We start from the raw sequence: 23,362 nt of genomic DNA, 5'->3' as shown, positions 1-23,362 counted from the left end.
TCGCGCACGGGCCGGCCCGGCGGCCGGGCACGTGCGGTGGCCGGCTCGGCGGGTGGTGCCCGACGCGGTGACCGCGGTCGGGTCGTCCCGTGTGCCTCGGGGGTCAGGTCCAGAGGTCGACGATCCGTACGCCCACGTCGTCCAGGAGGCGGCGCAGCAGCGGCAGCGAGAGGCCGATCACGTTGCCCGGGTCGCCGTCGATCCCGTCCACGAACGGCGACGCGTAGCCGTCGAGGGTGAACGCGCCCGCGACATGCAGCGGTTCGCCGGTCGCGATGTAGGCGGCCACCTCCGCGTCGGAGGGGGTGCCGAAGCGCACCGTGGTGGCCGCCACCTCGGACACCCGCAGGCCGGTGCGGCGGTCGATCACGCAGTGTCCGGTGAGCAGCACACCCGCGCGTCCGCGCATGGACCGCCAGCGCACCAGCGCCTCGGCGGCGTCGACGGGCTTGCCCAGCGCCTCGCCGTCGAGTTCGAGCACCGAGTCGCAGCCGACGACCAGTTCGTCGCCGGTAAGCCCGGTGGCGACCGCGTCGGCCTTGGCCTCGGCGAGCAGCAGCGCGAGTTCGCGCGGGGATCCGGCGGCGAGGGCGTCCTCGTCGACGCCGCTGACCACGACCTCGGGGTCGAGCCCGGCGTCGCGCAGCAGCTTCAGGCGCGCGGGGGAGGCCGAGGCGAGCACGAGGGAGCGGGAGGGGGAGCGGTCGGTCATGGCGCCAACGTACCGGGCGCCGAGGTGTCGGGCGGCGGCGGATTCCGAGCGGTACCCACCGCCGCCCGATCACAGTGCGAGCAGGGCCAGGCCGAGGATCAGCACCACGGGCAGGATCCACACGGCGCGCCGCAGCTGGGCCACGGCGCGCCGGGTTTCCTCGGAGAACTCGTCACGGTCGCGCATTCGTCCATCGTGGGGCGCCGCCCCGGTCCGATCCTGAGTACGAGTACTCAAGTCGGGTCGTGCGATTTACCGACGGTCGACCGCCGGCGCGCCCGCGGCGGCGATCGATCCGGGCGTTCGGTCGGTCAGGACGGCCAGGCACTCGCCTGCCAGGCACCCGGGCCCGGCCGCAGCGGTCGGCGCACCAGGCGCGCCGGGTCGTTCCACCGCGACGGGGCCGCCGGCGCCGGCGCGGATGCGCCGCCGCCGCTCGCCTTGGCCGCCACGACGGTGACGATCACCGCCAACTCCTCCGGGGTGGGTTCACCCCGCACCACCTTGATCATGGGGACCTCCGGGTCCTGGCCGGGCTAGAGCGGGATGTTGCCGTGCTTCTTCGGCGGCAGCGTCTCGCGCTTGCCGCGCAGCGCCCGCAGTGCCTTGACCACGTGGGCCCGGGTGGACGACGGGCGGATGACCGCGTCCACGTAGCCGCGTTCGGCGGCCACGTACGGGTTGCACAGCGTGTCCTCGTACTCCTGGATCAGCCGCGCGCGGGTCGCCTCGGGGTCGTCCGAGGCGGCGATCGTGCGCCGGTGCAGGATGTTGGCCGCGCCCTGCGCGCCCATCACCGCGATCTGCGCGGTCGGCCAGGCCAGGTTGACGTCGGCGCCCAGGTGCTTGGAGCCCATCACGTCGTACGCGCCGCCGTACGCCTTGCGGGTGATGATCGTGACCAGCGGCACGGTGGCCTCGGCGTAGGCGTAGATCAGCTTCGCGCCGCGGCGGATGATGCCGTTCCACTCCTGGTCGGTGCCCGGCAGGAAGCCCGGGACGTCGACGAAGGTGAGCACCGGGACGTTGAACGCGTCGCAGGTGCGCACGAACCGGGCGGCCTTCTCCGACGCGTCGATGTCGAGCGTGCCGGCGAACTGCATCGGCTGGTTGGCCACGATGCCCACGGAGCGGCCCTCGACCCGGCCGAAGCCGACCACGATGTTGGGCGCGAACAGCGGCTGGACCTCCAGGAAGTCCGCGTCGTCCAGGACGTGCTCGATCACCGTGTGGATGTCGTACGGCTGATTCGCCGAGTCCGGGATCAGGGTGTCGAGGTCACGGTCGTAGTCCGTGGTCTCGAGGTCGGCCTCCTCGTCGAAGGACGGGGCCGGCTCCAGGTTGTTGCTCGGCAGGTAGGACAGCAGGCCCTTGACGTAGTCGAGCGCGTCCTTCTCGTCGGCGCCCATGTAGTGCGCGTTGCCCGACTTGCTGTTGTGCGTGCGCGCGCCGCCCAGGTCCTCCATCGTGACGTCCTCGCCGGTGACCGTCTTGATCACGTCGGGGCCGGTGATGAACATCTGCGAGGTCTGGTCGACCATCACCACGAAGTCGGTGAGCGCGGGGGAGTAGACGTGGCCGCCCGCGGCGGCGCCCATGATCAGCGAGATCTGCGGGATCACCCCGGAGGCGATCACGTTGCGCCGGAAGATCTCGCCGTACAGACCGAGCGAGACCACACCCTCCTGGATGCGCGCGCCGCCGCCCTCGTTGATGCCCACCAGCGGGACGCCGGTCTTGATCGCGAGGTCCTGGACCTTGACGATCTTCTCGCCGTACACCTCGCCGAGGCTGCCGCCGAAGACGGTGACGTCCTGGGAGAACACGCACACCTGGCGGCCGTCGACGGTGCCGGAGCCGGTCACCACGCCGTCGCCGTAGGGGCGGTTGGCCTCCAGGCCGAAGTTGGTGGAGCGGTGCCGCGCGAATTCGTCGAGTTCGACGAAGGAGCCCTCGTCGAGCAGGTATTCGATCCGCTCGCGGGCGGTCATCTTGCCCTTGGCGTGCTGCTTCTCGACCGCTCGGGCGCTTCCCGCGTGCACCGCCTCGTCGATCCGGCGCTCGAGATCGGCCAGCTTTCCGGCGGTGGTGTGGATGTCGGGATCGCCCTGTACTGGGTCCATCGTGCTGACTCCTGTCACGTCGAACGGCGGCGATCGGTAGCGTAGCCGCGCCACGCCGGCGACCATCACCGCCCTGCCCCGCAGTGCCTTCTAGGGTGATCGAATGGACTCTCCTTACAAGGATCTCGACCGCCCTCCGCTGAGCGAGGCGGCCCTGCGTCGGGCGCTGTTGGTACCGGGCGGCCTGTGGCGCGAGCTGGACGTACTGCCCGAGACCGGCTCGACCAACGCCGACCTGGCCAATCGGGCCGACGAGGCCGAGGGGCTGGTACTGATCGCCGAATCGCAGGTGGCGGGCCGGGGCCGGCTGGACCGGCGGTGGACCGCGCCGCCGCGCTCGGGCCTGGCGGTGTCGATGACGCTGGCGCCGAACGAGGTCCCGGTCGCGCGCTGGGGCTGGCTGCCGCTGCTGGCCGGGGTGGCCGCGGCGTCGGCGGTGTCCCGGGTGGCCGGGGTCGAGGTGCGGTTGAAGTGGCCGAACGACCTGCTGGTGGGCGAGCGCAAGCTGGCCGGGATCCTGGCCGAGCGGGCCGGGTCGAGCGTGGTCCTGGGCATCGGGCTGAACGTTTCGCTGCACGAGGAGGAGTTGCCGGTGCCGACCGCGACCTCGCTGCTCCTCGCCGGCGCCGACAGCACCGACCGGGACCCGATCCTGCGGGCGCTGCTGCGCGAGGTGGAGGAGTGGTACACCCGCTGGCGGCTGGCGGGCGGGGACGCGCGGGCGTGTGGGTTGGCGACCGCGTACACCGACGCGTGCGCCACCATCGGGCGTCGGGTTCGGGTGGAACTGCCCGCGAAGCCGACGCTGGAGGGGCCGGCGACGGGGATCGACGACGAGGGCCGCCTGCTGGTCACCGGGCCGGAGGGCCCGGTGGCGGTGGGTGCCGGTGACGTGGTGCACGTTCGGCCCGCGGGCTGAGGGGTTCGCGCCCACCGGCCCACCCGTCGCGTGGTGCGGGGGAGGCCGCGGATCCGCGGCCGGGGGCGGGCCCGGTGCGGCCTCGTGGCCGAGTGCTCAGGTCGGCTTGCGCCAGACGGAGACGTGTTTGGTGGAGTCCTGGGTGAAGGGTGCTCCGTGCCAGTCGGCGACGCGACGCTCCAGGGTGAGGCCGGCGATTCGGGCCATCAGGTCCAGTTCCGCCGGCCAGGCGTACCGGTGCCGGGAGTTGTCTCGGCGGTAGCGGCCGTCGTCGCCGTCGCGGGTGAAGTGGTGCGAGACGAGGATCTGCTCGACCAGGTCGAAGGTGTCGAAGCCGAGGTGTCGCTCGGAGACGTCGAACGGCACCGCGACCTGGCCGGGTGGCAGCAGGCGCAGCGGCGGCAGGCCCAGTTCGACGACGAATCGGCCGCCGGGCCGCAGATGGCGCGCGGCGTTGCGGAAACACTCGACCTGCTCGTCCTGGGTGAGCAGGTTCGTGATGGTGTTGTAGACGAGGTAGACCAGGGTGAACTCGCCGGGGACGACGGTGTCGGCCATGTCCCCGACGACCACCGGGAGCGTGTCCTCGTCGATCTTGCGCCGCAGGACCGCCGCCATGTGCTCGGACAGTTCGATGCCCACCACCGGGACGCCGCGTTCGCGCAGCGGGACGCCCACGCGTCCGGTTCCGATGGCGAACTCCAGGGCGGGGCCGGTTCCGGCCGCCTCGGCGAGGAAGGCGAGGGTCGGTTCGAGAACGGCCGCCGAGGCCATCTCGGTCTCCTCGGCGTCGTAGCGCTCGGCGGTCGCCCGGGTCCACGGCTCACTGCTCGTCACGGACGGCCACTCTGCCGAGCGCCGGGCGGGCTGTCGACGCATTTACGTCGGCGAACGGCATGCCTCCACCCCTCCGGCCGAGGGGGACCGCACAATCGGGGATGACCCCCAGGAGGCCCGGTGTTCACAACCACAGCCGAGGTCGACGACGACATCCTCTTCGTCGTGCGCCCGCACTGGATGCACCTCGTCCGTCCCGCCCTGGCCCTGTTCGGCACGGTCGCCGTCACCGGCTTCCTCGCCGCGCTCACGCCCCCGAGCGCCGCACGCGCCTGGATCCAGCCCGCGGTGCTCCTGACCGGCCTGGCGGTCCTGGTCCGCTGGAGCGTCGCGCCGTGGCTGACCTGGCTGGGCACCATGTACTCGGTGGCCGCCGACCGACTGACCGTGCGTACCGGCGCGCTGACCCGGGAGATCCGGGTGGTGCCGTTCGCGCGGGTGGCCGACGTGCTGATCGAGCACGAGTCGTTCGTGGACCGGATGCTCGGCGCGGGCACCATCGCCCTGGTGCCCGTCGGCGACCGGGAACGCCTGGAACTGCCCGGTCTGCCGCACGTGGTGCGCCTGCAGAGCGAGCTGCTGGTCCTCGTCGAGCGGGCCGCCGCCGGGCGGAAGAAGCACGTGGGACCGCCCGACCCCGAACCTTTGTGACCCCCGACACGTAGTGTGGCTCCGACGAGACCATCCTTCGCACACCCGGTGGAGCCACATGCCCGAGGAACGGACCCGCGTGGAGCCCGGCGCGGGCGCCGGGGCCGACGCGGTCGATCAACCCGCCCTGCCCGACCTGTCCGACATCGAGGCGGTCAACAACACGATCGCCGACGTCGAACAGGTCGTTCTGGGCGCGCCCCGGCGCTACACCTCCGGCCAGGTCGCGGACCTGGTCGGAGTGCCCCTCGACGAGGCCCGCCGGTTGTGGCGCGGCCTGGGCTTCGCCGACTTCGGCCCGGCCCGCGCGTTCACCGACGCCGACGTCGCGGCGCTCAAGCACCTGCGCGAGCTGACCGAGTCGGGGCTGCTGCCGGCCACCGTCGCGGCGCAGTTCGTGCGCTCGGTGGGCCAGACCATGGCCCGGTTCGCCGAATGGCAGACCGAGGCGTGGGTGGACTACATCGGCAACGAGCTGACCGGCAGCCGCTCCGAGCAGGTGGTCACCACCGCCGGCGACGTGATGCTCGAACTCGAACCGCTGGTCATCTACGCCTGGCGGCGGCACCTGGCCGCGGCCAGTTCGCGGGCCATGCAGGGGCTCACCGACCAGCAGACGGTGGGCCAGTCGCTCGCCGTCGGCTTCGCCGACCTGGTCGGCTTCACCCGGTTGTCGCGCAACCTGGAGGAGGCCGAGCTGGGTCGCCTCGTCCAGACCTTCGAGGACACCGCCGTCGACGTGATCGCCGAGCAGGGCGGGCGCCTGGTCAAGACGCTGGGCGACGAGGTGTTGTTCGTGACCTTCTCGCCGGACTCGGCGGTGGAACTCGGGCTGCGGCTGGTCGAGGCGATGGCCGAGGAGGAGATCCTGCCCGCGCTGCGGGTGGGCATCGCGTACGGCCACGTGTTGTCCCGGATGGGCGACGTGTTCGGGACCACGGTGAACCTGGCCAGTCGGCTGACCGCGCTCAGTCCCAAGGACGCGGTGGTGGTCGACCGGGAGCTGGCCGCCGCCCTCGAAGGGGACACCCGCTACGAGCTGCATCCGATGTGGCGGCGTCCGGTCCGCGGTCTGGGACTGGTCGAACCCTGGACGGTGTGCCGCCCGGGCACGCCGATACCGCAGTGACTCCCGACCCGCTCGACCCGCCCGGCGTGCGCGCCGGCGGTTCGGCGGGTCAGCCGAACGCCTCGCGCAGCGACCGCAGCCCGGGGCGCAGCACCGCGTGTTCGAGCTCGCGCAGCAGCGGGAGCTGTTCGGCGGGTGCGCTCTCGAACCGGACCGACCAGACCACCAGGCACATCGTGCCGCCGGCGATCGATTCGAGCGCGAGTCGGCCCGACAGCGGCAGGCCGTCGAGCGCGCGATAGCGGTAGGAGTGCCCCGCCGCGTCGTGCTCGACCAACCGTTCGCGCACGGTCGTACCGTCGGGTGTACGCAGCCGCCGCTCGTCCCCGGTGTGCTCGTCGACCGGCCACGGATGCCACGCGGACGGGTCCTCGAAGTCTCCTACCGCCTCCCAGATCCGGGCGGCCGGTACGTCGATCGCGGCGATGACGGAAAGCGTGGGCACGCGTGGCTCCTTCGGACTGTGCCCGCGACCGTACCCTTTCGGCCGAGATCGTGGGAGCCTTCCACGTTCTCTTCACAACCTCGCGCCCTCGCGCGCCATCGTTTGCCACAGCCCGGACACGGGCCGGACACGGGGCGTTGCGGAGCCGGGCCACAGGAGTAATGTGCGCAGGACGCGAAGCCGGGGTATACAAGCGCTTCGCTCGGACCGGCGCGAGCCCGGCGGCTCGCGCGGGAGCCGTCCGGGGCCCAATCAGGAACGCACGCGAACAGCGACCCGTCGAGGTGACGGCATGACGCGGGTGCACGTTGCCGTTAATCGGGCAATATATGACATATCCTCTGGTCTCGGTACCGGCGGATTGGGGGTGAGAACCGTAGCTTCGCGACCCGATTCGAGCACTCCCGGAACCGACGGTTCGGGCGGCCCTGCCGACCACCTGCCCGGTATGCCCGGCGACACGTGTCCGGAACCCGCCGCCCTGGTCGAGGGACCCGACGCCGCCCGTCGACTGCACGCGATCATCCACCTGGCCAAGACGCTCGCCACGACCCACCACTTCTCCGAGGTGGTCCGCGTCTCGGCGGCCCAGGCACGCCTGGCGATGGGCGCCGCGCACGCCTCCATCTCGGTCTGGGAGCGGGACACCGGCCGACTGCGGGTGCTGGTCAACGACGGCGAGCTGGCCGAGGGCGAGGAGCCGCTGCCCGCCGCGGAGACGTATCCGGTCACCGACTTCCCCGACATCATCGAGTCGGAGGGCTGGCCGACCACGTGGTCGCGGTGCGTGGACGATCCGGAGCACACGCGCGACCCCGAGCGGGTCGCGGCGATGTTGCGCCGGGGACGGCACGACTGCATGGTCGCGCCGATCATGGTCGAGGGGCGGGTGTGGGGCGAGCTGTATCTGGCCCGGCGGGCCGATCAGCCGCGCTTCGAGCCGGTGGACGCCGAGTTCGCGGGTGTCCTGGCCGCGCAGATCTCGGCCGGCCTGGCGCAGGCGGAACACTTCGAGCGGATCGAGAAGCTGGCCTTCACCGACCCGCTGACCGGTCTGGCCAACCGCCGCGCGATCGACGCCCGGTTGGACGAGGCGATGGCCCGGCACTACCGGGACGGCGTGGTGGTCAGCCTGATCGTCTGCGACGTCAACGGCCTCAAGCGGCTCAACGACGAACGCGGGCACGATGTCGGCGACCGCCTCCTGGAGCGCTTCGCCGACCAACTCTCCGCGTGCGGCGCGATGTTGCCGGGCGCGATCGCCGCCCGGCTCGGCGGCGACGAGTTCTGTGTACTGGTCGAGGGCTACCCGCCCGACGACGTGGTCGCGGTCGCCGAGGAACTGTGCCGCCGCGCGCTGCGCATGCACGACGGCGAGGGCGTGGCCTGCGGCGTCGCCTCCACCGGCGACCCGGTGGGCCCGGTGACCAGCGCGGACCGGCTCTTCCGACTCGCCGACGCGGCCCAGTACCGGGCCAAGGGTTCGCGCTCGACCCGCCCGGTGGTCGCCGGGCGCGGCCAACAACCCGACCTGACCCTGTCCCTGGCCCGCGAGGCGCAGGACGAGGCGGAGGCCGAGGGCCCCGGCCCGCACCGCGACCGCCGCCGGTTCCGCGGCGCGCTGCACAACGCCGAGCCGGGCCGACTGCTGGCCGCGGTGCTCGCGGTCCTGGACGAGCGCGAACCCAAGAGCGTGCACCGGGCGGACACGCTGGGCCGCCTGGAGATCGTCGCGGACACCTTCGCCCGGATGCTGGACGGGGTGGCGTGGTGGGTGTCGTACCTGCCGCCCGGCGGCCGGGTGCTGCGCACCGTGCGGTACTCGATCCACCGGCTGACCGGCGTGCAGAGCGAGTCCGGGCCGCGCCACGACGCGGTGACCGCCGAATACGACCTGGCGCACTATCCGGCCACCGCCGACGCGGTCCAGGGCGGCGGCTTCGTCGCCGAACTCGGTGATCCGGGCACCGACCCGGCCGAGGAGGACCTGCTCCTGGTCGGCGGCTACAAGGCGATGGTCGCGGCGGGCGGGAGCAACGCGGCGGGCGGTTGGCTGGTGGAGATCTACGCCGACGACCTGAGCCTGAGCGTGACCGGCCTGGCCCCGGTGCTGCGCGCGCTGGTCGCGGTGGCGCTGACCGGGGGCGCGTCGCTGCCGGACTAGGCCGGGGCGGTCCGCGGCGCTCAGGCGGTCGTGGCGGGCTCGGACACCGTGATCCGATCCGGGAGGCTGTACACGTTCGCCGAGCGGCCGCGCAGGAAGCCGACCAGGGTCACCCCCGCGTCCGCGGCCAGGTCCACCGCCAGACCCGACGGCGCGGACACCGCGGCCATCACCGGCACCCCCGCCATCGCGGCCTTTTGGGTCAGCTCGAACGAGGCCCGCCCGCTGACCATCAACACATGCCCCGCCAGCGGCAGCCGCCCCTCGCGCAGCGCCCACCCCACCACCTTGTCCACCGCGTTGTGCCGGCCCACGTCCTCGCGCACGCACACCATCTCGCCGGCGGCGGTGAACAGCCCCGCCGCGTGCAGGCCGCCGGTGCTGGCGAACACCTTCTGCGCCGCGCGCAGCCGATCGGGCAGCGCGTACAGCACCTCCGCGTCCACCCGCACCTCGTCCGCGCGCACGTCGAAGCGCGACATCCGGCGCAGCCCGTCGATGCCGGTGCTGCCGCAGATCCCGCACGCGCTCGACGTCCACACCCCGCGCATCAGGCCCGGATCCGGGGCCGGCACGTGCGGCGCGAGTGCCGCGTCCACCACGTTGTACGTGTTGCGGCCCTCGTCGTCGGTGCCCGCGCAGTAGCGCATCGCGGCCAGGTCCTCGGCCGCGCCGACCACCCCCTCGGCCGCCAGGAACCCGGCGACCAGGTCGAAGTCGTCGCCCGGGGTGCGCATCGTCACCGTGACGGTGCGCCCGCCGAGCCGGATGTCGAGCGGCTCCTCGGCGACGAGCGTGTCGATCCGCGGTACGGGGGGCGCGTCGCCGCCCAGCCGTACGACCCTGTGGCGAGAGGTGACCCGACCCACGACACTGCCTTTCCCTGGTCCGTCCCCGACGGTGTTTTCCCGATGTCCGCGCGCTTCGATCCGGACCGGACGCCCCGCGCGAACGTGCGAACTCCTTCCGGCACGGTAGCCGCCCTGGTGTTGTCGCGATCCATGCACATAATGTTCGAGTGAATAATGATCTGCACAGCGCCCCCGAAGCAGCTCCCGCCACCGTCCTGATCGGCGAGGCCGGGATGTCCCCGAGGGACGTCCTCGCGGTCGCCCGCACCGGCGCACGCGTCGAACTCGCCGAAAGCGCGATCAAGGCGATGACCGGCTCCCGGGCCGTCGTCGAAGGACTCGCCGCGCGCACCGAACCCGTCTACGGGGTGTCCACCGGCTTCGGCGCGCTCGCCGTCCGGCACATCAGCCCCGAACTGCGTACGCGCCTGCAACACTCGCTGGTCCGCTCGCACGCCGCCGGGATGGGCCCGCGCGTCGAGGACGAGGTGGTCCGCGCGCTGATGCTGCTCCGGTTGAAGACGCTGTGCTCGGGTCGCACGGGCGTGCGCCCGGTGGTCGCGCGCACCATGGCCGCGCTGCTGAACGCCCGCATCACGCCGGTGGTCCGCGAATTCGGCTCGCTCGGGTGCAGCGGGGACCTGGCGCCGCTCGCGCACTGTGCCCTCGTGCTCACCGGCGAGGGCGAGGCGGCCGGTCCCGACGGCGAGGTGCGCCCCGCCGCCGAGCTGCTCGCCGCCGCCGGGATCGAGCCGATCGAGCTCAAGGAGAAGGAGGGTCTGGCGCTGATCAACGGCACCGACGGCATGCTCGGCATGTTGTTGATGGCCGGCGCCGATCTCGCCCGACTGTTCACCACCGCCGACATCACCGCCGCGATGACGATGGAGGCGCTGCTCGGCACCTCGCGCGTGCTCGACCCGGCGCTGCACGCCATCCGCCCGCACCCGGGCCAGGCGGCCAGCGCGGCCAACATGTCGCGGGTGCTCCAGGGCTCGGCGCTGACCGGGCACCACCAGGACGCCGCGCCGCGCGTCCAGGACGCCTACTCGGTGCGCTGCGCGCCGCAGGTGGCCGGCGCGGGCCGGGACACCCTGGCCCACGCGCTGCTCGTCGCCGATCGCGAGCTGGCCGCCGCCGTGGACAACCCGGTGATCCTGGAGGACGGCCGGATCGAGTCCAACGGCAACTTCCACGGCGCCCCGGTCGGCTACGTGCTCGACTTCCTCGCCGTCGCGGTGGCCGACCTCGGCTCGATCGCCGAGCGCCGCACCGACCGGCTGCTCGACCCGTCCCGCTCGCACGGCCTGCCCGCGTTCCTCGCCGACGACCCGGGCGTCGACTCCGGCCTGATGATCGCCCAGTACACCCAGGCCGCGCTCGTCTCCGAGTGCAAGCGCCTGGCGGTGCCCGCCTCCGCCGACTCCATCCCCAGCTCGGCGATGCAGGAGGACCACGTCTCGATGGGCTGGAGCGCGGCCCGCAAGCTGCGCCGCGCGATCGACAACCTGAACCGCGTTCTGGCGATCGAGCTGACCACCGCCGCCCGGGCGCTGGACATGCGAGTGGCCGCCGGGGCCGGTGCGCCCGCGCCCGCGACCGCCGCGGTGGTGGCCGCGCTGCGGGCGAGCGGTGGCGAGGGAGTGGGCCCGGACCGCTTCCTGGCACCGGATCTGGAGGCCGCCGACGCCTTCGTCCGCGCCGGCGGTGTGATCGAGGCCGCCCGCTCGGTGACCGGCGAGCTGAACTGATTCCCCATCAGATCAGGCAGGATGAACTGATACCGCGGCCGGGACCGACACGGGTCCCCGGCCGCGGCATCGGCGCGGACCGCCCTCGGCCCGCGCCGGCCCGGGGCCGCGACGGCACCCGGGCAACGTCCGAACAGCGAGGAGAGATGTCGGTGGCCGACGACGACGCGAGCCCTTCCGCCCGCCTGCTCGCCCTCTTCGAGCGCCACCGGCTCACCCCCACCCAGCGCCGGATCGCGCACTGCCTGGTCCGGCACGCGGGCGAGGCGGTGTTCCTCTCCAGCGTCGAGGTGGCCCAACTCGCCGGGGTCAGCCAGCCCTCGGTGACCCGGTTCGCGGTCGCGCTCGGCTTCGACGGATACCCGGCGCTGCGCCGGCACCTGCGCGAACTGGGCCTGCCGACCACGCCCGAGTCGGCCACGGAGGTGGACCGCAACGAGTACGTCGGTGCCGTGCACGCCGAGATCGCCAACCTGGCCCGGCTCGCCGACCAGCTCGCCGACCCGGGCCCGATCGCGCGCGCGGCCGAACTGCTCGCGCCCTCACGTCCGTTGGTGGTGCTCGGGTTGCGCACGGGGATGGCGCCGGCGCGCGGCTTCGGCTACTTCGCCGCCAAGGTGCTGCCCGAGGTCCGGGTCCTGGACGAGGGCGGCTCGCTGCTCGTGGACCGGCTCGACCAGGCCCGCGCGGCGGGCGCCACGGGCCTGCTGTGCTTCGCGCTGCCGCGCTACCCGAGGGAGTTGGGCGAGGGCCTGCGGGTCGCGCGCGACCTCGGCCTGCGCATCGTGACGGTGACCGACAGCCCGTTCGCCCCGGCGGCGGCCCTGTCCGACGCGGTCCTGATCGCGGGCGTCGGCTCGCAGTTGGTCTTCGACTCGTACGGCGCCCCGATCCTGATGGGCCAGATCCTCCTGCAGGCCATGTGCGACATCGAACCGGCCCGGACCCAGGCCAGGCTCGAAGACTTCGAACGCCGGGCCGGCGACCGCGGCCTGTTCGCGACCTGAGCGGCGGGTGCCCGCGGCCTGCGGGCGACCACCGTCACGGGGGCGGGCCTTCGTACCGAGCGGGCCTCGTGCCGCGCAGGCACACCACGCTCAGCCGCGCCGCCCGGGGTCCTGCTCCGACGTGACCCCGCGCGGCCCGTCGCCCGCCCCCCGGTGCGCGGGCATCAGCGTGATCGCCGCGAGCATGGCCAGGACGCCCACCGCCGCCGAGCCGCCCGCGATCAGGGCGGTGTCCCGGTAGCGCGGAACGCTGAGCAGGAACCCGCCGGTACACAGCAGCGCGCCCGTCATCACCACCAAGGCCACCACGCCCGGCTCCCGCCCGCGCCCGGTCAGCAGCATCACCAGGCCCGCGAACGCCACGAACGCACCCAGGGCGGTGATCGCCCACAGCACCTCCTGCAGATCCATGCGGTCCGGCTACCCGGGGCCGGTCCCGGCCGATCACCGGGCGTCGGAAATGGCACCGGATGGGTCAAATCCCGTGCCGCCGCGGTCCTCGTGCGGTCCACTCGGCCGACTCTCTTGGCGCCACCTCACAGAACAGATAGATTCACTTCGAAAGCGACTGAATGTTTTCATACAGATCCGCATACGGTTCCGCACACGGACCGATGCGAGCCGAAGCAGAAGGGGCGCCGCCATGTCGGACCACACCGCAGGACCGCGCGAGGTGCGCGCACCGCGCGGCAGCACGCTCACCACCCGGGGGTGGCAGCAGGAGGGCGCTCTGCGGATGCTGCTCAACAACCTCGACCCCGAGGTCGCCGAGCACCCGGACAAGCTGGTCGTCTACGGCGGCACCGGCAAGGCCGCCCGCGACTGGCGCTCCTTCGAGGCGATCACCCGCACGCTGACCACGCTGAAACAGGACGAGACGCTGCTCGTGCAGTCGGGCCGTCCGGTCGGCGTGATGCAGACCCACGAGTGGGCGCCGCGCGTGCTGATCGCCAACTCCAACCTGGTGCCCGACTGGGCGAACTGGGAGGAGTTCCGCCGGCTGGAGTCGGCCGGGCTGACCATGTACGGCCAGATGACCGCCGGTTCGTGGATCTACATCGGCACCCAGGGCATCCTCCAGGGCACCTACGAGACCTTCGCCGCGGTCGCCGCCAAGCGCTTCGGCGGCAGCCTGGAGGGCACCATCACCCTCACCGCCGGGCTCGGCGGCATGGGTGGCGCGCAACCGCTGGCCGTCACCATGAACGGCGGCGTGGTCATCTGTATCGACTGCGACCCCTCACGCATCGACCGGCGCATCGAGCACGGCTACTGCGACACCCGGGTCGAGACGCTGGACGCCGCGCTGCGGCTCGCCGTCGAGGCGCGCGACGCCCGCCGGCCGCTGTCCATCGGCCTGCTCGGCAACGCGGCCGAACTGGTCCCGCAGCTGCTCGCGATGGACGCCCCGATCGACATCGTCACCGACCAGACCTCGGCCCACGACCCGCTCGCCTACCTGCCGGTCGGCGTCGCGTTCGAGGACATGGCCGAATACGCGCGGACCAAGCCCGCCGAGTTCACCGACCGCGCCCGGGAGTCGATGGCCAGGCACGTCGAGGCCATGGTCGGCTTCCAGGACAGGGGCGCCGAGGTCTTCGACTACGGCAACTCGATCCGCGGCGAGGCGCAACTCGCGGGCTACACCCGGGCGTTCGACTTCCCGGGCTTCGTCCCGGCGTACATCCGGCCGCTGTTCTGCGAAGGCAAGGGCCCGTTCCGCTGGGCCGCGCTCTCCGGCGACGCGCGCGACATCGCCAAGACCGACAAGGCCGTGCTCGACCTGTTCCCGGAGAACGAGTCGCTGGCCCGCTGGATCAAGCTGGCCCAGGAGAAGGTGCACTTCCAGGGGCTGCCCGCGCGGATCTGCTGGCTGGGCTACGGCGAGCGGGACCGGGCCGGCGAGCGGTTCAACGACATGGTCGCCTCGGGCGAATTGGCCGCGCCGATCGTGATCGGCCGCGACCACCTCGACTGCGGCTCGGTGGCCAGCCCGTACCGGGAGACCGAGGGCATGCTCGACGGCTCCGACGCGATCGCCGACTGGCCGCTGCTCAACGCGATGGTCAACGTGGCCTCCGGCGCCTCGTGGGTGTCCATCCACCACGGCGGCGGGGTCGGCATCGGCCGCTCGATCCACGCGGGCCAGGTCACCGTCGCCGACGGCACGCCGCTGGCCGGCGAGAAGATCCGCCGCGTGCTCACCAACGACCCCGGCATGGGTGTGATCCGCCACGTCGACGCGGGCTACGACCTGGCCGGCGAGGTCGCGGACGAGCGTGGTGTGCGGGTGCCGATGCGGGAAGGCGACGCGTGAGCACCGGCTTCGAGGCGATGTGGCGCGACCTGCTCCCGGTGGGTCGCGCCGCCTCCGGCGGCTATCGCCGCTACGCGTGGACCGGGGCCGACGCCGAGTGCCGCGCGTGGTTTCGCGAGCAGGCCGAGAGCCGGGGACTGCTGTACGAGGAGGACCGCAACGGCAACCAGTGGGCGTGGACCGCGACCGGCCCCGACGCGGTCGTGATCGGCAGCCACCTCGACTCGGTGCCCGACGGCGGCGCCTACGACGGACCGCTGGGCGTGGTCTCCTCCTTCGCCGCGCTCGACCTGCTGCGCGAGCGCGGCGAGGAGCCGACCCGCCCGCTGGGCATCGTCAACTTCGGCGACGAGGAGGGCGCCCGGTTCAACGTGGCCTGCGTCGGATCCCGGTTGTCCGCCGGGGTGTTGACGCCGGAGCAGGCGCGGGCGCTGAAGGACGCCGACGGGGTGTTCCTGGGCGACGCGATGGAGCGCGCCGGATTCGACCCGGCCGCGATCGGGCCCGACCCCGAACGGCTCGGCCGCATCGCCGCGTTCGTCGAACTGCACGTGGAGCAGGGCCGCGACCTGGTGCACCGGGACCGCGCGGTGGGCGTCGCCTCGGCGATCTGGCCGCACGGGCGCTGGCGCTTCGACTTCCGCGGCGAGGCCAACCACGCGGGCACCACCCGCCTGGAGGACCGGCGCGACCCGATGCTCACCTACGCCAACACCGTGCTCGCCGCCCGCAAGAAGGCCCATCTCGCCGGCGCCCTGGCCACCTTCGGCAAGGTCGACGCGCGCCCCGGCGCGGCCAACGCGATCGCGTCCGAGGTGCACGGCTGGCTCGACGCGCGCGCCGCCGACGAGCAGACCCTGGACGAGGTGGTCGGCGAGATCATCCGGACCGCCACCGAGCGCGGCGAGCGCGACGCGGTCTGCGTCCAGGTCGCCCGCGAGTCGTACACCCCGATCGTCGAGTTCGCCGCCCCGCTGCGCGACCGCATCGCCAAGCGGCTCGGCGGCGCGCCGATCCTGCCCACCGGCGCCGGCCACGACGCGGGCATCCTGTCCGCGCACGTGCCCACCGCGATGGTGTTCGTCCGCAACCCCACCGGCGTGTCGCACTCGCCGGCGGAGAGCGCGGAGATGGTGGACTGCCTCGCGGGCGTGGCGGCGCTGGCCGACGTGGTGACGGACCTGACGAGCGAGGACGCGGTGTGAGCGAGTACTGGTGTGAACTGGTGTGGACCCGCACCGGGATCGAGCGCGACGTGGTGCTCTCGATCGTGGACGGCCGCATCGCCTCGGTCACCCCCGACCGCCCGGTGCCGGCGGGCGCCTCGGTGTTGCCCGGGCTGACCCTGCCGGGCCTGGCCAACGCCCACTCGCACGCCTTCCACCGGGCGCTGCGCGGGCGCACCCAGTCCGGCACCGGAACCTTCTGGACCTGGCGCGACCAGATGTACAAGGCGGCCGGCCGGCTCGACCCGGACACCTACCTCGCGCTCGCGCGGGCGGTGTACGCCGAGATGGCGCTGGCCGGGATCACCTCCGTGGGCGAGTTCCACTACCTGCACCACGGCCCGGACGGCACGCCGTACGACGACCCCAACGCGATGGGCCATGCGCTGATCGAGGCGGCCCGACAGGCCGGTGTCCGGCTCACCCTCCTCGACACCTGCTACCTGCACGGCGGCCTCACCGCCGACGGCCACCAGCCGTTGGCGGGCGTGCAGCGCCGCTTCGGCGACGGCGGCTCCGACGGCTGGTACGAGCGCTGGAGCGCGCTGCGCGGCGACGCCAACACCCGGATCGGGGCGGCGATCCACTCGGTCCGGGCGTTCGCCACGAAGGACGACTACGCCGGCTGGGCGGCGCGGACCGAGGGTGTGCCGGTCCACGTGCACCTGTCCGAGCAGCCCGCCGAGAACGCCGCGTGCCTCGCGCACTACGGCCTGACCCCCACCGGACTGCTCGACGCGCACGGGTTCTGGAGCCCGAACGCGACGGCGGTACACGCCACCCACCTCACCGACGCCGACATCGCCGCACTGGCCCGGTCCGGGGCGGGCGTCTGCTTCTGCCCCACCACCGAGCGCGACCTCGCCGACGGCATCGGCCCGGCCGGCGACCTGGTCCGGGCCGGGGTGCCGCTGTCCCTGGGCAGCGACAGCCAGGCGGTGATCGACCTGTTCGAGGAGGCCCGCGCGGTCGAACTCGACGAACGCCTGCGCACCGGGCGACGCGGCCACTTCACCTCGGCCGCGCTGCTGGCGTACGCCACCACCGTCGGCCACCGGGCCCTCGGGTGGCCGGACGCGGGCCGGATCGAGGTCGGTGCCCTGGCCGACCTCACCACCATCGGTCTGGACTCGGTGCGGCTGGCCGGCACCGTGCCCCGACTGGCCGGCGAGGCGGCCGTGTTCGCGGCCGCCGCGGGCGACGTCACACACGTGCTGGTCGACGGCCGGGTCGTCGTCCGCGACGGTGTGCACCAGCTCGTGGAGGCGGTCCCGCGGGCGCTGACCACGGCGATCCACGATCTGTTCCGCTGATCCACTGATCCAGTACCCCCCGTCACCCGGCCGCTTCGCCTCGAACGGCCGCCACCCCGGACCGAAGGGACCACTCGCGCGTGGCCACCACCCTGATCACCAACATCGGCTCGCTGGTCACCAACGACCCCGAACTCGGCGCCGGCCCCCTCGGCCTGCTCCGGGACGCGGCCCTCGTGCTCGACGGCGACCGCATCGTGTGGGTGGGGGCCGCCGCGAGCGCCCCGGACGCGGACACCCGGCACGACGCCGAGGGCCGCGCGGTCCAGCCCGGCTTCGTCGACTCGCACTCGCACCTGGTCTTCGCCGGCGACCGCACCGCCGAGTTCGACGCGCGGATGTCCGGCCAGGCGTACCGGGCCGGCGGGATTCGTACCACGGTGGCCGCGACCCGGGCCGCGAGCGAGCGACAGTTGGCCGCGAACGCCGGCCTGCTGGTGGCCGAGGCGGCGCGGCAGGGCACCACCACGATCGAGATCAAGTCCGGCTACGGCCTCACCGTCGCCGACGAGGAACGCGCGTTGCGGATCGCGTCGGCGTTCACCGCCGAGACCACCTACCTCGGCGCGCACATCGTCGCGCCGGAATACGCCGACGACCCGGCCGGCTACGTCGACCTCGTCACCGGCCCGATGCTGGACGCCTGCGCGCCGCACGCCCGCTGGGTGGACGTCTTCTGCGAGCGCGGCGCGTTCGACGGCGACCAGGCCCGGGCGATCCTGACCGCCGGCAAGGCCAAGGGCCTGATCCCGCGCGTACACGCCAACCAGCTCGGGCACGGGCCCGGCGTACAACTGGCCGTCGAGCTCGGCGCGGCCTCGGCCGACCACTGCACCCACCTCGCCGATGCCGACGTGGACGCGCTCGCGGCCGGCGACACGGTGGCCACGCTGCTCCCCGGCGCGGAATTCTCCACCCGCGCGGTCTACCCGGACGCCCGCCGGCTGCTCGCCGCCGGCGTCGAGGTGGCGCTGTCCACCGACTGCAACCCCGGCTCCAGCTTCACCACGTCGATGCCGTTCTGCATCGCGCTCGCGGTGCGGGACATGGGCATGACGCCCGACGAGGCGCTGTACGCGGCGACCGCCGGCGGTGCGCGCGCGCTGCGTCGCTCGGACGTGGGCGTGCTGCGGCCGGGGGCGCGCGCCGACGTGGTCGAGCTGGACGCGCCCTCGCACGTGCACCTCGCCTACCGGCCCGGTGTACCGCTGGTGCGCGCGGTGTGGCGGGCGGGCGTGGCGGTCTGAGCGAGGTCGAGTGGCCGACGGATCGTTCGAAATCGGGGTGCCCGCGTTACGGACCCCCTCTGTCGCGACCCGGCGCGCTCGTGGATACTCCCCGGTAACTCTCTAAGCCAGAAGCGTGGCCGGGACCCCGAGGGAGTGGGGCCCGGACATGCGCAGACGGAAGGAGCGCCGCCCATGGGCCGCCTCGCACAGACCGACGGACTCACCGAAGTCCAGCGGGAGATCCTTTCCACGGTCCGCACGTTCGTGGACAAGGAGATCATCCCGGTCGCGACCGAGCTGGAGCACCGGGACGAGTACCCGGCGGAGATCGTCGAGGGCATGAAGGCCATGGGCCTGTTCGGCCTGATGATCCCGGAGGAGTACGGCGGCCTCGGCGAGTCGCTGCTGACCTACGCGCTGGTGGTCGAGGAGATCGCGCGCGGCTGGATGAGCGTGTCCGGCATCATCAACACGCACTTCATCGTCGCGTACATGATCAAGCAGCACGGCACCGACGAGCAGAAGGCGTACTACCTGCCGAAGATGGCCGAGGGCGAGATCCGCGGCGCCTTCTCGATGTCGGAGCCGCACTGTGGGTCGGACGTGTCGGCGATCCGCACCAAGGCGGTGCCGGACGGCGAGTTCTACGTACTCAACGGCCAGAAGATGTGGCTCACCAACGGCGGCAGCGCCAATCTCGTCGCGGTGCTGACCAAGACCGAGCTGGGCGAGGACTCGGTCTACCGGAACATGACCACGTTCCTGATCGACAAGGAGTCCGGCTTCGGCGAGACGCGCCCGGGCCTGACCATCCCCGGCAAGATCGACAAGATGGGCTACAAGGGTGTCGACACCACCGAGATGGTGCTCGACAACTGCCGGGTGCCGGCCGATCGCATTCTGGGCGGGGTGCCCGGCAAGGGCTTCTACCAGATGATGGACGGCGTCGAGGTGGGCCGGGTGAACGTGGCCGCGCGCGGCTGCGGGGTCGCGCAGCGCGCGTTCGAGCTGGGCATTCGCTACGCGCAGCAGCGGGAGACCTTCGGCAAGCCGCTGACCGGGCACCAGGCGATCCAGTTCAAGCTCGCCGAGATGGCCACCAAGGTCGAGGCCGCGCACGCGATGATGGTCAACGCGGCGCGCAAGAAGGACGCGGGCGAGCGCAACGACCTCGAGGCGGGGATGGCCAAGTACCTGGCCTCCGAATACTGCAAGGAGGTCGTCGAGGACGCGTTCCGGATCCACGGCGGGTACGGGTTCTCGCGCGAATTCGAGATCGAACGCCTCTACCGCGAGGCGCCCATGCTGCTGATCGGCGAGGGCACGGCCGAGATTCAGAAGATGATCATCGGCCGGCGGCTGCTGGAGGACTACAAGCTCAAGGGCTGAGGCCCCGGGTCGTGGCTCCCGCCCCGGATCTCGGGACGGGAGCCAATGATCGGCACGTTGCGTCGTCGCGCCGGGGTGGCCGGCGGCCAACCGGGTCCGGTATCGGCTCGGTCGGCGTAGCGGTCGCGTCGTTGCGGGACGGGGCCCGCCCCGCGACCGATGATGGCGGCACGCGCAACCTCGAGTGACGGGGAGCCCATCATGGTCGCCAGACGCCCGGTACCGGTACCGCCCGGGGAGTTCGTCCGGATCGACGGGACCGCGCTGCACGTGGTCCGCGAAGGCGCCGGTCCCGTGGTGATTGCCACCAGTGGGCTCGGCGGCGCGTGGTTCGACTGGGATCCGGTGGTGCCGCCGCTCACCGCCGACTGCACGGTGGTCCGCTTCGACCGCCCGGGCCTGGGCTACTCGCAGCCCGACCCGCGCCCGCCCACGCTGGCCCACGAGGCCGATCGCATCGCCGCGCTGGCGGACGCGCTCGCGCTGCCCGGCCCGTACGTCCTGCTCGCTCACTCGCTCGGCGCCTTCCACGTCGAGGGCTTCGCCCGGATGTACCCCGAGCGCACGGCGGGCCTGGTCCTGGTCGATCCGAGCAACGAGGAGAAGCCGCGACCGCGACCCGCCCGGCAGGCCCGGATCCGGGCGGCCAGGGCGCTGGGCGGGGCGATGCGGGCCACCGGCGTGAGTCGGGCGATCGGTCCCGCGGCGCGGCGCTCGATCCTGTTCACCCAGTCGCGCCGGCACCGGGACGTGGCGGACGCGCGCTGGGTGCGCGGGTCGTACGGCTCGGGGCGGTTCTTCGCGGCGGCGCTCACCGAGAACGCCACGTACTTCGACGTGGCCGCCGAACTCGCCGACCTGCGCCGGGTCGCACCGCTGCCGGACGTCCCGCTGCGGGTGCTGGCCGCCGCCGGGGGCTACGAGAGCCTGGCCGCCCGGGCCCGCTGGGTACGGGCCCTGCGCACCCTGGCGAACCTGTCGCCGCAGGGCCGCTGCGAGGTGCTGGACGACTCCGCCCACTTCGTGATGCTGGACCGCCCGGACGCGGTGGGGGAGGCGGTGCGCGAGGTCTTGGCGAGGTAGGGGCCACGGCCCGGGCCCCTCCCGACCGCGCTCCGTCCTCGACGCGACCGGACCGGCAACCGCACGGGTTGACCGATATTCGGCCTATTCGCCACGTGTTGTCATGGATTTTGTCGGGTACAGGCTCCCGGTCGAACGACCATACGGGCCGGGATTCGGCCGGCATTCAGGCGAGGCGGCAGCATGTTCGGTCGGAATCTTCCTCCCGGCGCGGGTGCGCCCGGGCCCGACCTGGCGAACACCGGCCAGGTCATCGCGTCCTACACGAACTACGCGGGTGCCCAGCGGGCGGTCGACTACCTGTCGGACCACGAGTTCCCGGTGGAGAACACCGCGATCGTCGGTGCCGACCTGCGCATGGTCGAGAACGTGCTGGGTCGGCTCACCGCTGGCAAGGCGGCGGCGTCCGGTGCGGCGAGCGGTGCGTGGTTCGGGCTGATGATCGGGCTGTTCCTGGGCATCTTCGCGGTTCGCAGCCACGGGTGGATCTGGCTGGTGCTGATGGGGCTGGTCTGGGGCATCGCCGCGGGCGCCTTGTTCGGCTGGTTGGGGTACAAGGCGCTGGGCGGCCGTCGGGACTTCGTCTCCACCAGCCAGATCGTGGCCTCGCGCTACGACGTGGTGGTGCGACCCGACCTGGCCGAGCGGGCGCGCAACCTGGTCGGCCGACTGGAGTTGTAGGCCGCCGCGCCCCGACGCCGCCGACCGGGCCGCTACAGCCAGCCGTTGCGGCGGAAGCCCCGGTGCATCAGCGTGCACACGACCACGATCACCGACAACGTCATCGGGTAGCCGTACCGCCACTTCAGCTCGGGCATGTGCTCGAAGTTCATCCCGTACACCCCGGCGAGCATCGTGGGCACGGCGAAGATCGCCACCCAGGCCGAGATCTTGCGCATGTCCTCGTTCTGCGCGACCGTCACCTGCGCGAGGTTGGCCTGCAGGATCGAGGTCAGCAACTCGTCGAACGACGCCACCTGTTCGCCGACCCGGGACAGGTGGTCCTCGACGTCGCGGAAGTACTCCCGGATGTCGGGGTGTACCTGGCGCATCGGCCGCTCGGCGAGCGCGTGCAGCGGGCGGGCGAGCGGGGCGACCGCGCGCTTGAGTTCGAGCAGTTCGCGCTTGAGCTGGTAGATCCGGCCCGCGTCGCCCGCGCCACCGCCGCCGAACACGTCGTTCTCGACCTGGTCGATGTCGTCCTGGATGAGCTGGGCGACGTCGAGGTAGGTGTCCACCACCCGGTCGGCGACCGCGTGCAGCACCGCCGATGGGCCCGCGGCGAGGAGTTCGGCGCCGTCCTCCAGGCGGCAGCGCAGATCGCCGAGCGCGCCGTGCCGACCGTGCCGCACGGTGACCACGAAGTCGTTGCCGAGGAAGACCATGATCTCGCCGGTCTCGACGATCTCGCTGGTCGCGGAGAGCTGTTCGTGCTCGACGTAGGTGACCGTCTTGAAGACCGCGAACAGGGTGTCGTCGTAGCGCTCCAGCTTGGGCCGCTGATGCGCGTGTACGGCGTCCTCCACGGCGAGCGGGTGCAGGCCGAACCGTTCGGCGATACCGGACAGTTCGAGTGCGCTGGGCTCGTGCAGGCCGATCCAGACGAAGCCGCCGCCCTCGCGCACCTCGTGGATCGCCGAGTCGGGGTTCGCGTAGCCGTCCAGGCGATGGCCGTCGCGATACACGGCACAGTCCACCACACAGTTCCCGGTCGCCACGGGCGTGCTCGACGGCAGCGGGGTGCGGCGGTACGGGCGGACTGCGGCGCGGAGGTCGCGGATCATCGACATGACGGGCTCCTGGGATGACCGGCACACGCCGACGCCGAACCACCGCGGCGGGCAGGCCGAGGGGAGCGTCGACACGTGCAAGCGGAACGAATCACCGAAAGAACGGCAAAAGATCCTGACGCCCCGTCACGGAGGACATTCGGAGAACGGGAACCGGGCCGCCACGAGCGGGCGGTCGGAATCCGGGGAAAGTCTCGGAAACCCTCAGAAAGGGCGGGGCGTGCGACTGGATCGGGGAAGATCGGGTGAGCCGCCGGTACTGCACGGTGTGCTGGTATGCACCACGATCACCTCCCACGGCCGGTCCCCGCTGGGGGAAGTCCTCGGACGCCGACCGGGCGGGTCGGGCGAGGACGCATCCGTCATCCGATGGCGCGCGGACGTCGTACGTCCTGCGGGCCGACTATGCAGAGTACACCAGAGTGC

22 protein-coding genes are annotated in these 23,362 nt (G+C 72.6%); 13 read left to right on the top strand and 9 right to left on the bottom strand.

Annotated elements, in window-relative coordinates:
• Positions 1-103: 103 nt before the first annotated feature.
• The 4 genes from EMA17_RS14885 to EMA17_RS14875 form a co-directional block, all read right to left on the bottom strand.
• Entirely contained in the window at positions 104-712 is a 609-nt protein-coding gene (locus EMA17_RS14885) for a nucleoside triphosphate pyrophosphatase (protein ID WP_126637461.1), read from the bottom strand.
• Between the two features lie 69 nt (positions 713-781).
• Positions 782-898, bottom strand: coding sequence for a morphogenic membrane protein MmpB (gene mmpB / locus EMA17_RS55945; RefSeq protein ID WP_371862999.1), 117 nt, complete (start codon positions 896-898; stop codon positions 782-784).
• Positions 899-1,023: 125 nt separating this feature from the next.
• The gene (locus EMA17_RS14880) at positions 1,024-1,224 is read right to left on the bottom strand and encodes an acyl-CoA carboxylase subunit epsilon (RefSeq protein ID WP_126637460.1); all 201 of its coding nucleotides are present in this window, start codon (positions 1,222-1,224) and stop codon (positions 1,024-1,026) included.
• A gap of 24 nt (positions 1,225-1,248) precedes the next feature.
• Positions 1,249-2,835 carry an acyl-CoA carboxylase subunit beta gene (locus tag EMA17_RS14875; protein ID WP_126637459.1) on the bottom strand — a complete coding sequence of 529 codons (1,587 nt, stop codon included), beginning with the start codon at positions 2,833-2,835 and terminating at the stop codon, positions 1,249-1,251.
• 103 nt (positions 2,836-2,938) lie between these two features.
• Here EMA17_RS14875 and EMA17_RS14870 point away from each other — a divergent pair, with 103 nt between their 5' ends.
• Complete coding sequence (locus tag EMA17_RS14870; RefSeq protein ID WP_126637458.1) at positions 2,939-3,754, top strand: biotin--[acetyl-CoA-carboxylase] ligase; 816 nt, start codon at positions 2,939-2,941, stop codon at positions 3,752-3,754.
• Between the two features lie 96 nt (positions 3,755-3,850).
• On the opposite strand, the gene EMA17_RS14865 is transcribed toward EMA17_RS14870, so the two are convergent.
• The gene (locus EMA17_RS14865) at positions 3,851-4,591 is read right to left on the bottom strand and encodes a class I SAM-dependent DNA methyltransferase (protein WP_170222167.1); all 741 of its coding nucleotides are present in this window, start codon (positions 4,589-4,591) and stop codon (positions 3,851-3,853) included.
• A 120-nt stretch (positions 4,592-4,711) separates the two neighbouring features.
• Between EMA17_RS14865 and EMA17_RS14860 the strand changes: the two genes are divergently transcribed.
• Both EMA17_RS14860 and EMA17_RS14855 read left to right on the top strand, forming a co-directional pair.
• On the top strand, positions 4,712-5,242 hold the full coding sequence (locus tag EMA17_RS14860) for a PH domain-containing protein (RefSeq protein ID WP_126637456.1): 531 nt from the start codon (positions 4,712-4,714) through the stop codon (positions 5,240-5,242).
• Positions 5,243-5,300: 58 nt separating this feature from the next.
• On the top strand, positions 5,301-6,371 hold the full coding sequence (locus EMA17_RS14855) for an adenylate/guanylate cyclase domain-containing protein (RefSeq protein WP_126637455.1): 1,071 nt from the start codon (positions 5,301-5,303) through the stop codon (positions 6,369-6,371).
• A gap of 49 nt (positions 6,372-6,420) precedes the next feature.
• On the opposite strand, the gene EMA17_RS14850 is transcribed toward EMA17_RS14855, so the two are convergent.
• Complete coding sequence (locus EMA17_RS14850) at positions 6,421-6,816, bottom strand: SRPBCC family protein (RefSeq protein ID WP_126637454.1); 396 nt, start codon at positions 6,814-6,816, stop codon at positions 6,421-6,423.
• A gap of 448 nt (positions 6,817-7,264) precedes the next feature.
• Between EMA17_RS14850 and EMA17_RS55755 the strand changes: the two genes are divergently transcribed.
• Positions 7,265-8,980 carry a sensor domain-containing diguanylate cyclase gene (locus EMA17_RS55755; protein WP_126637453.1) on the top strand — a complete coding sequence of 572 codons (1,716 nt, stop codon included), beginning with the start codon at positions 7,265-7,267 and terminating at the stop codon, positions 8,978-8,980.
• A gap of 20 nt (positions 8,981-9,000) precedes the next feature.
• Here the strand turns inward: EMA17_RS55755 and fdhD are convergent, their stop codons facing one another.
• Positions 9,001-9,849, bottom strand: a complete 849-nt coding sequence (fdhD, locus tag EMA17_RS14840) for a formate dehydrogenase accessory sulfurtransferase FdhD (RefSeq protein WP_126637452.1) — start codon at positions 9,847-9,849, stop codon at positions 9,001-9,003.
• A 197-nt stretch (positions 9,850-10,046) separates the two neighbouring features.
• On the opposite strand from fdhD, the gene hutH reads away from it, so the two are divergent.
• Both hutH and EMA17_RS14830 read left to right on the top strand, forming a co-directional pair.
• Positions 10,047-11,582 carry a histidine ammonia-lyase gene (gene hutH / locus EMA17_RS14835; RefSeq protein ID WP_371863004.1) on the top strand — a complete coding sequence of 512 codons (1,536 nt, stop codon included), beginning with the start codon at positions 10,047-10,049 and terminating at the stop codon, positions 11,580-11,582.
• Positions 11,583-11,728: 146 nt separating this feature from the next.
• Entirely contained in the window at positions 11,729-12,589 is an 861-nt protein-coding gene (locus EMA17_RS14830) for a MurR/RpiR family transcriptional regulator (protein ID WP_126637451.1), read from the top strand.
• A 90-nt stretch (positions 12,590-12,679) separates the two neighbouring features.
• On the opposite strand, the gene EMA17_RS14825 is transcribed toward EMA17_RS14830, so the two are convergent.
• On the bottom strand, positions 12,680-13,000 hold the full coding sequence (locus EMA17_RS14825) for a hypothetical protein (RefSeq protein WP_126637450.1): 321 nt from the start codon (positions 12,998-13,000) through the stop codon (positions 12,680-12,682).
• A 232-nt stretch (positions 13,001-13,232) separates the two neighbouring features.
• Between EMA17_RS14825 and hutU the strand changes: the two genes are divergently transcribed.
• The 7 genes from hutU to EMA17_RS14790 all read left to right on the top strand — a co-directional run bounded on the left by hutU (position 13,233) and on the right by EMA17_RS14790 (position 21,827).
• The gene (gene hutU / locus EMA17_RS14820; RefSeq protein WP_126637449.1) at positions 13,233-14,906 is read left to right on the top strand and encodes a urocanate hydratase; all 1,674 of its coding nucleotides are present in this window, start codon (positions 13,233-13,235) and stop codon (positions 14,904-14,906) included.
• A 17-nt stretch (positions 14,907-14,923) separates the two neighbouring features.
• Positions 14,924-16,111 (top strand): allantoate amidohydrolase, encoded by a 1,188-nt coding sequence (locus tag EMA17_RS14815; protein ID WP_126637604.1) that lies wholly within the window; start codon positions 14,924-14,926, stop codon positions 16,109-16,111.
• A complete protein-coding gene (locus tag EMA17_RS14810; RefSeq protein ID WP_126637448.1) occupies positions 16,108-17,445 on the top strand; it encodes a formimidoylglutamate deiminase in 1,338 nt (445 codons plus the stop codon). Before EMA17_RS14815 ends, EMA17_RS14810 begins: the two co-directional genes overlap by 4 nt.
• 80 nt (positions 17,446-17,525) lie before the next feature.
• Positions 17,526-18,692, top strand: a complete 1,167-nt coding sequence (hutI, locus tag EMA17_RS14805) for an imidazolonepropionase (protein WP_126637447.1) — start codon at positions 17,526-17,528, stop codon at positions 18,690-18,692.
• 174 nt (positions 18,693-18,866) lie between these two features.
• The gene (locus EMA17_RS14800; protein WP_126637446.1) at positions 18,867-20,063 is read left to right on the top strand and encodes an acyl-CoA dehydrogenase family protein; all 1,197 of its coding nucleotides are present in this window, start codon (positions 18,867-18,869) and stop codon (positions 20,061-20,063) included.
• Positions 20,064-20,264: 201 nt separating this feature from the next.
• Entirely contained in the window at positions 20,265-21,146 is an 882-nt protein-coding gene (locus EMA17_RS14795) for an alpha/beta fold hydrolase (protein ID WP_126637445.1), read from the top strand.
• Between the two features lie 183 nt (positions 21,147-21,329).
• The gene (locus EMA17_RS14790) at positions 21,330-21,827 is read left to right on the top strand and encodes a YflT domain-containing protein (RefSeq protein ID WP_126637444.1); all 498 of its coding nucleotides are present in this window, start codon (positions 21,330-21,332) and stop codon (positions 21,825-21,827) included.
• 32 nt (positions 21,828-21,859) lie between these two features.
• Here the strand turns inward: EMA17_RS14790 and corA are convergent, their stop codons facing one another.
• The gene (gene corA, locus EMA17_RS14785; RefSeq protein ID WP_126637443.1) at positions 21,860-22,936 is read right to left on the bottom strand and encodes a magnesium/cobalt transporter CorA; all 1,077 of its coding nucleotides are present in this window, start codon (positions 22,934-22,936) and stop codon (positions 21,860-21,862) included.
• Positions 22,937-23,362 lie beyond the last annotated feature (426 nt).

Origin of the sequence: Embleya hyalina (assembly GCF_003967355.1) — a bacterium.
GTDB classification, from domain to species: domain Bacteria; phylum Actinomycetota; class Actinomycetes; order Streptomycetales; family Streptomycetaceae; genus Embleya; species Embleya hyalina.
Note: the sequence above shows the minus strand (reverse complement) of the source record. Positions and strands in the feature narration are given on the sequence as shown.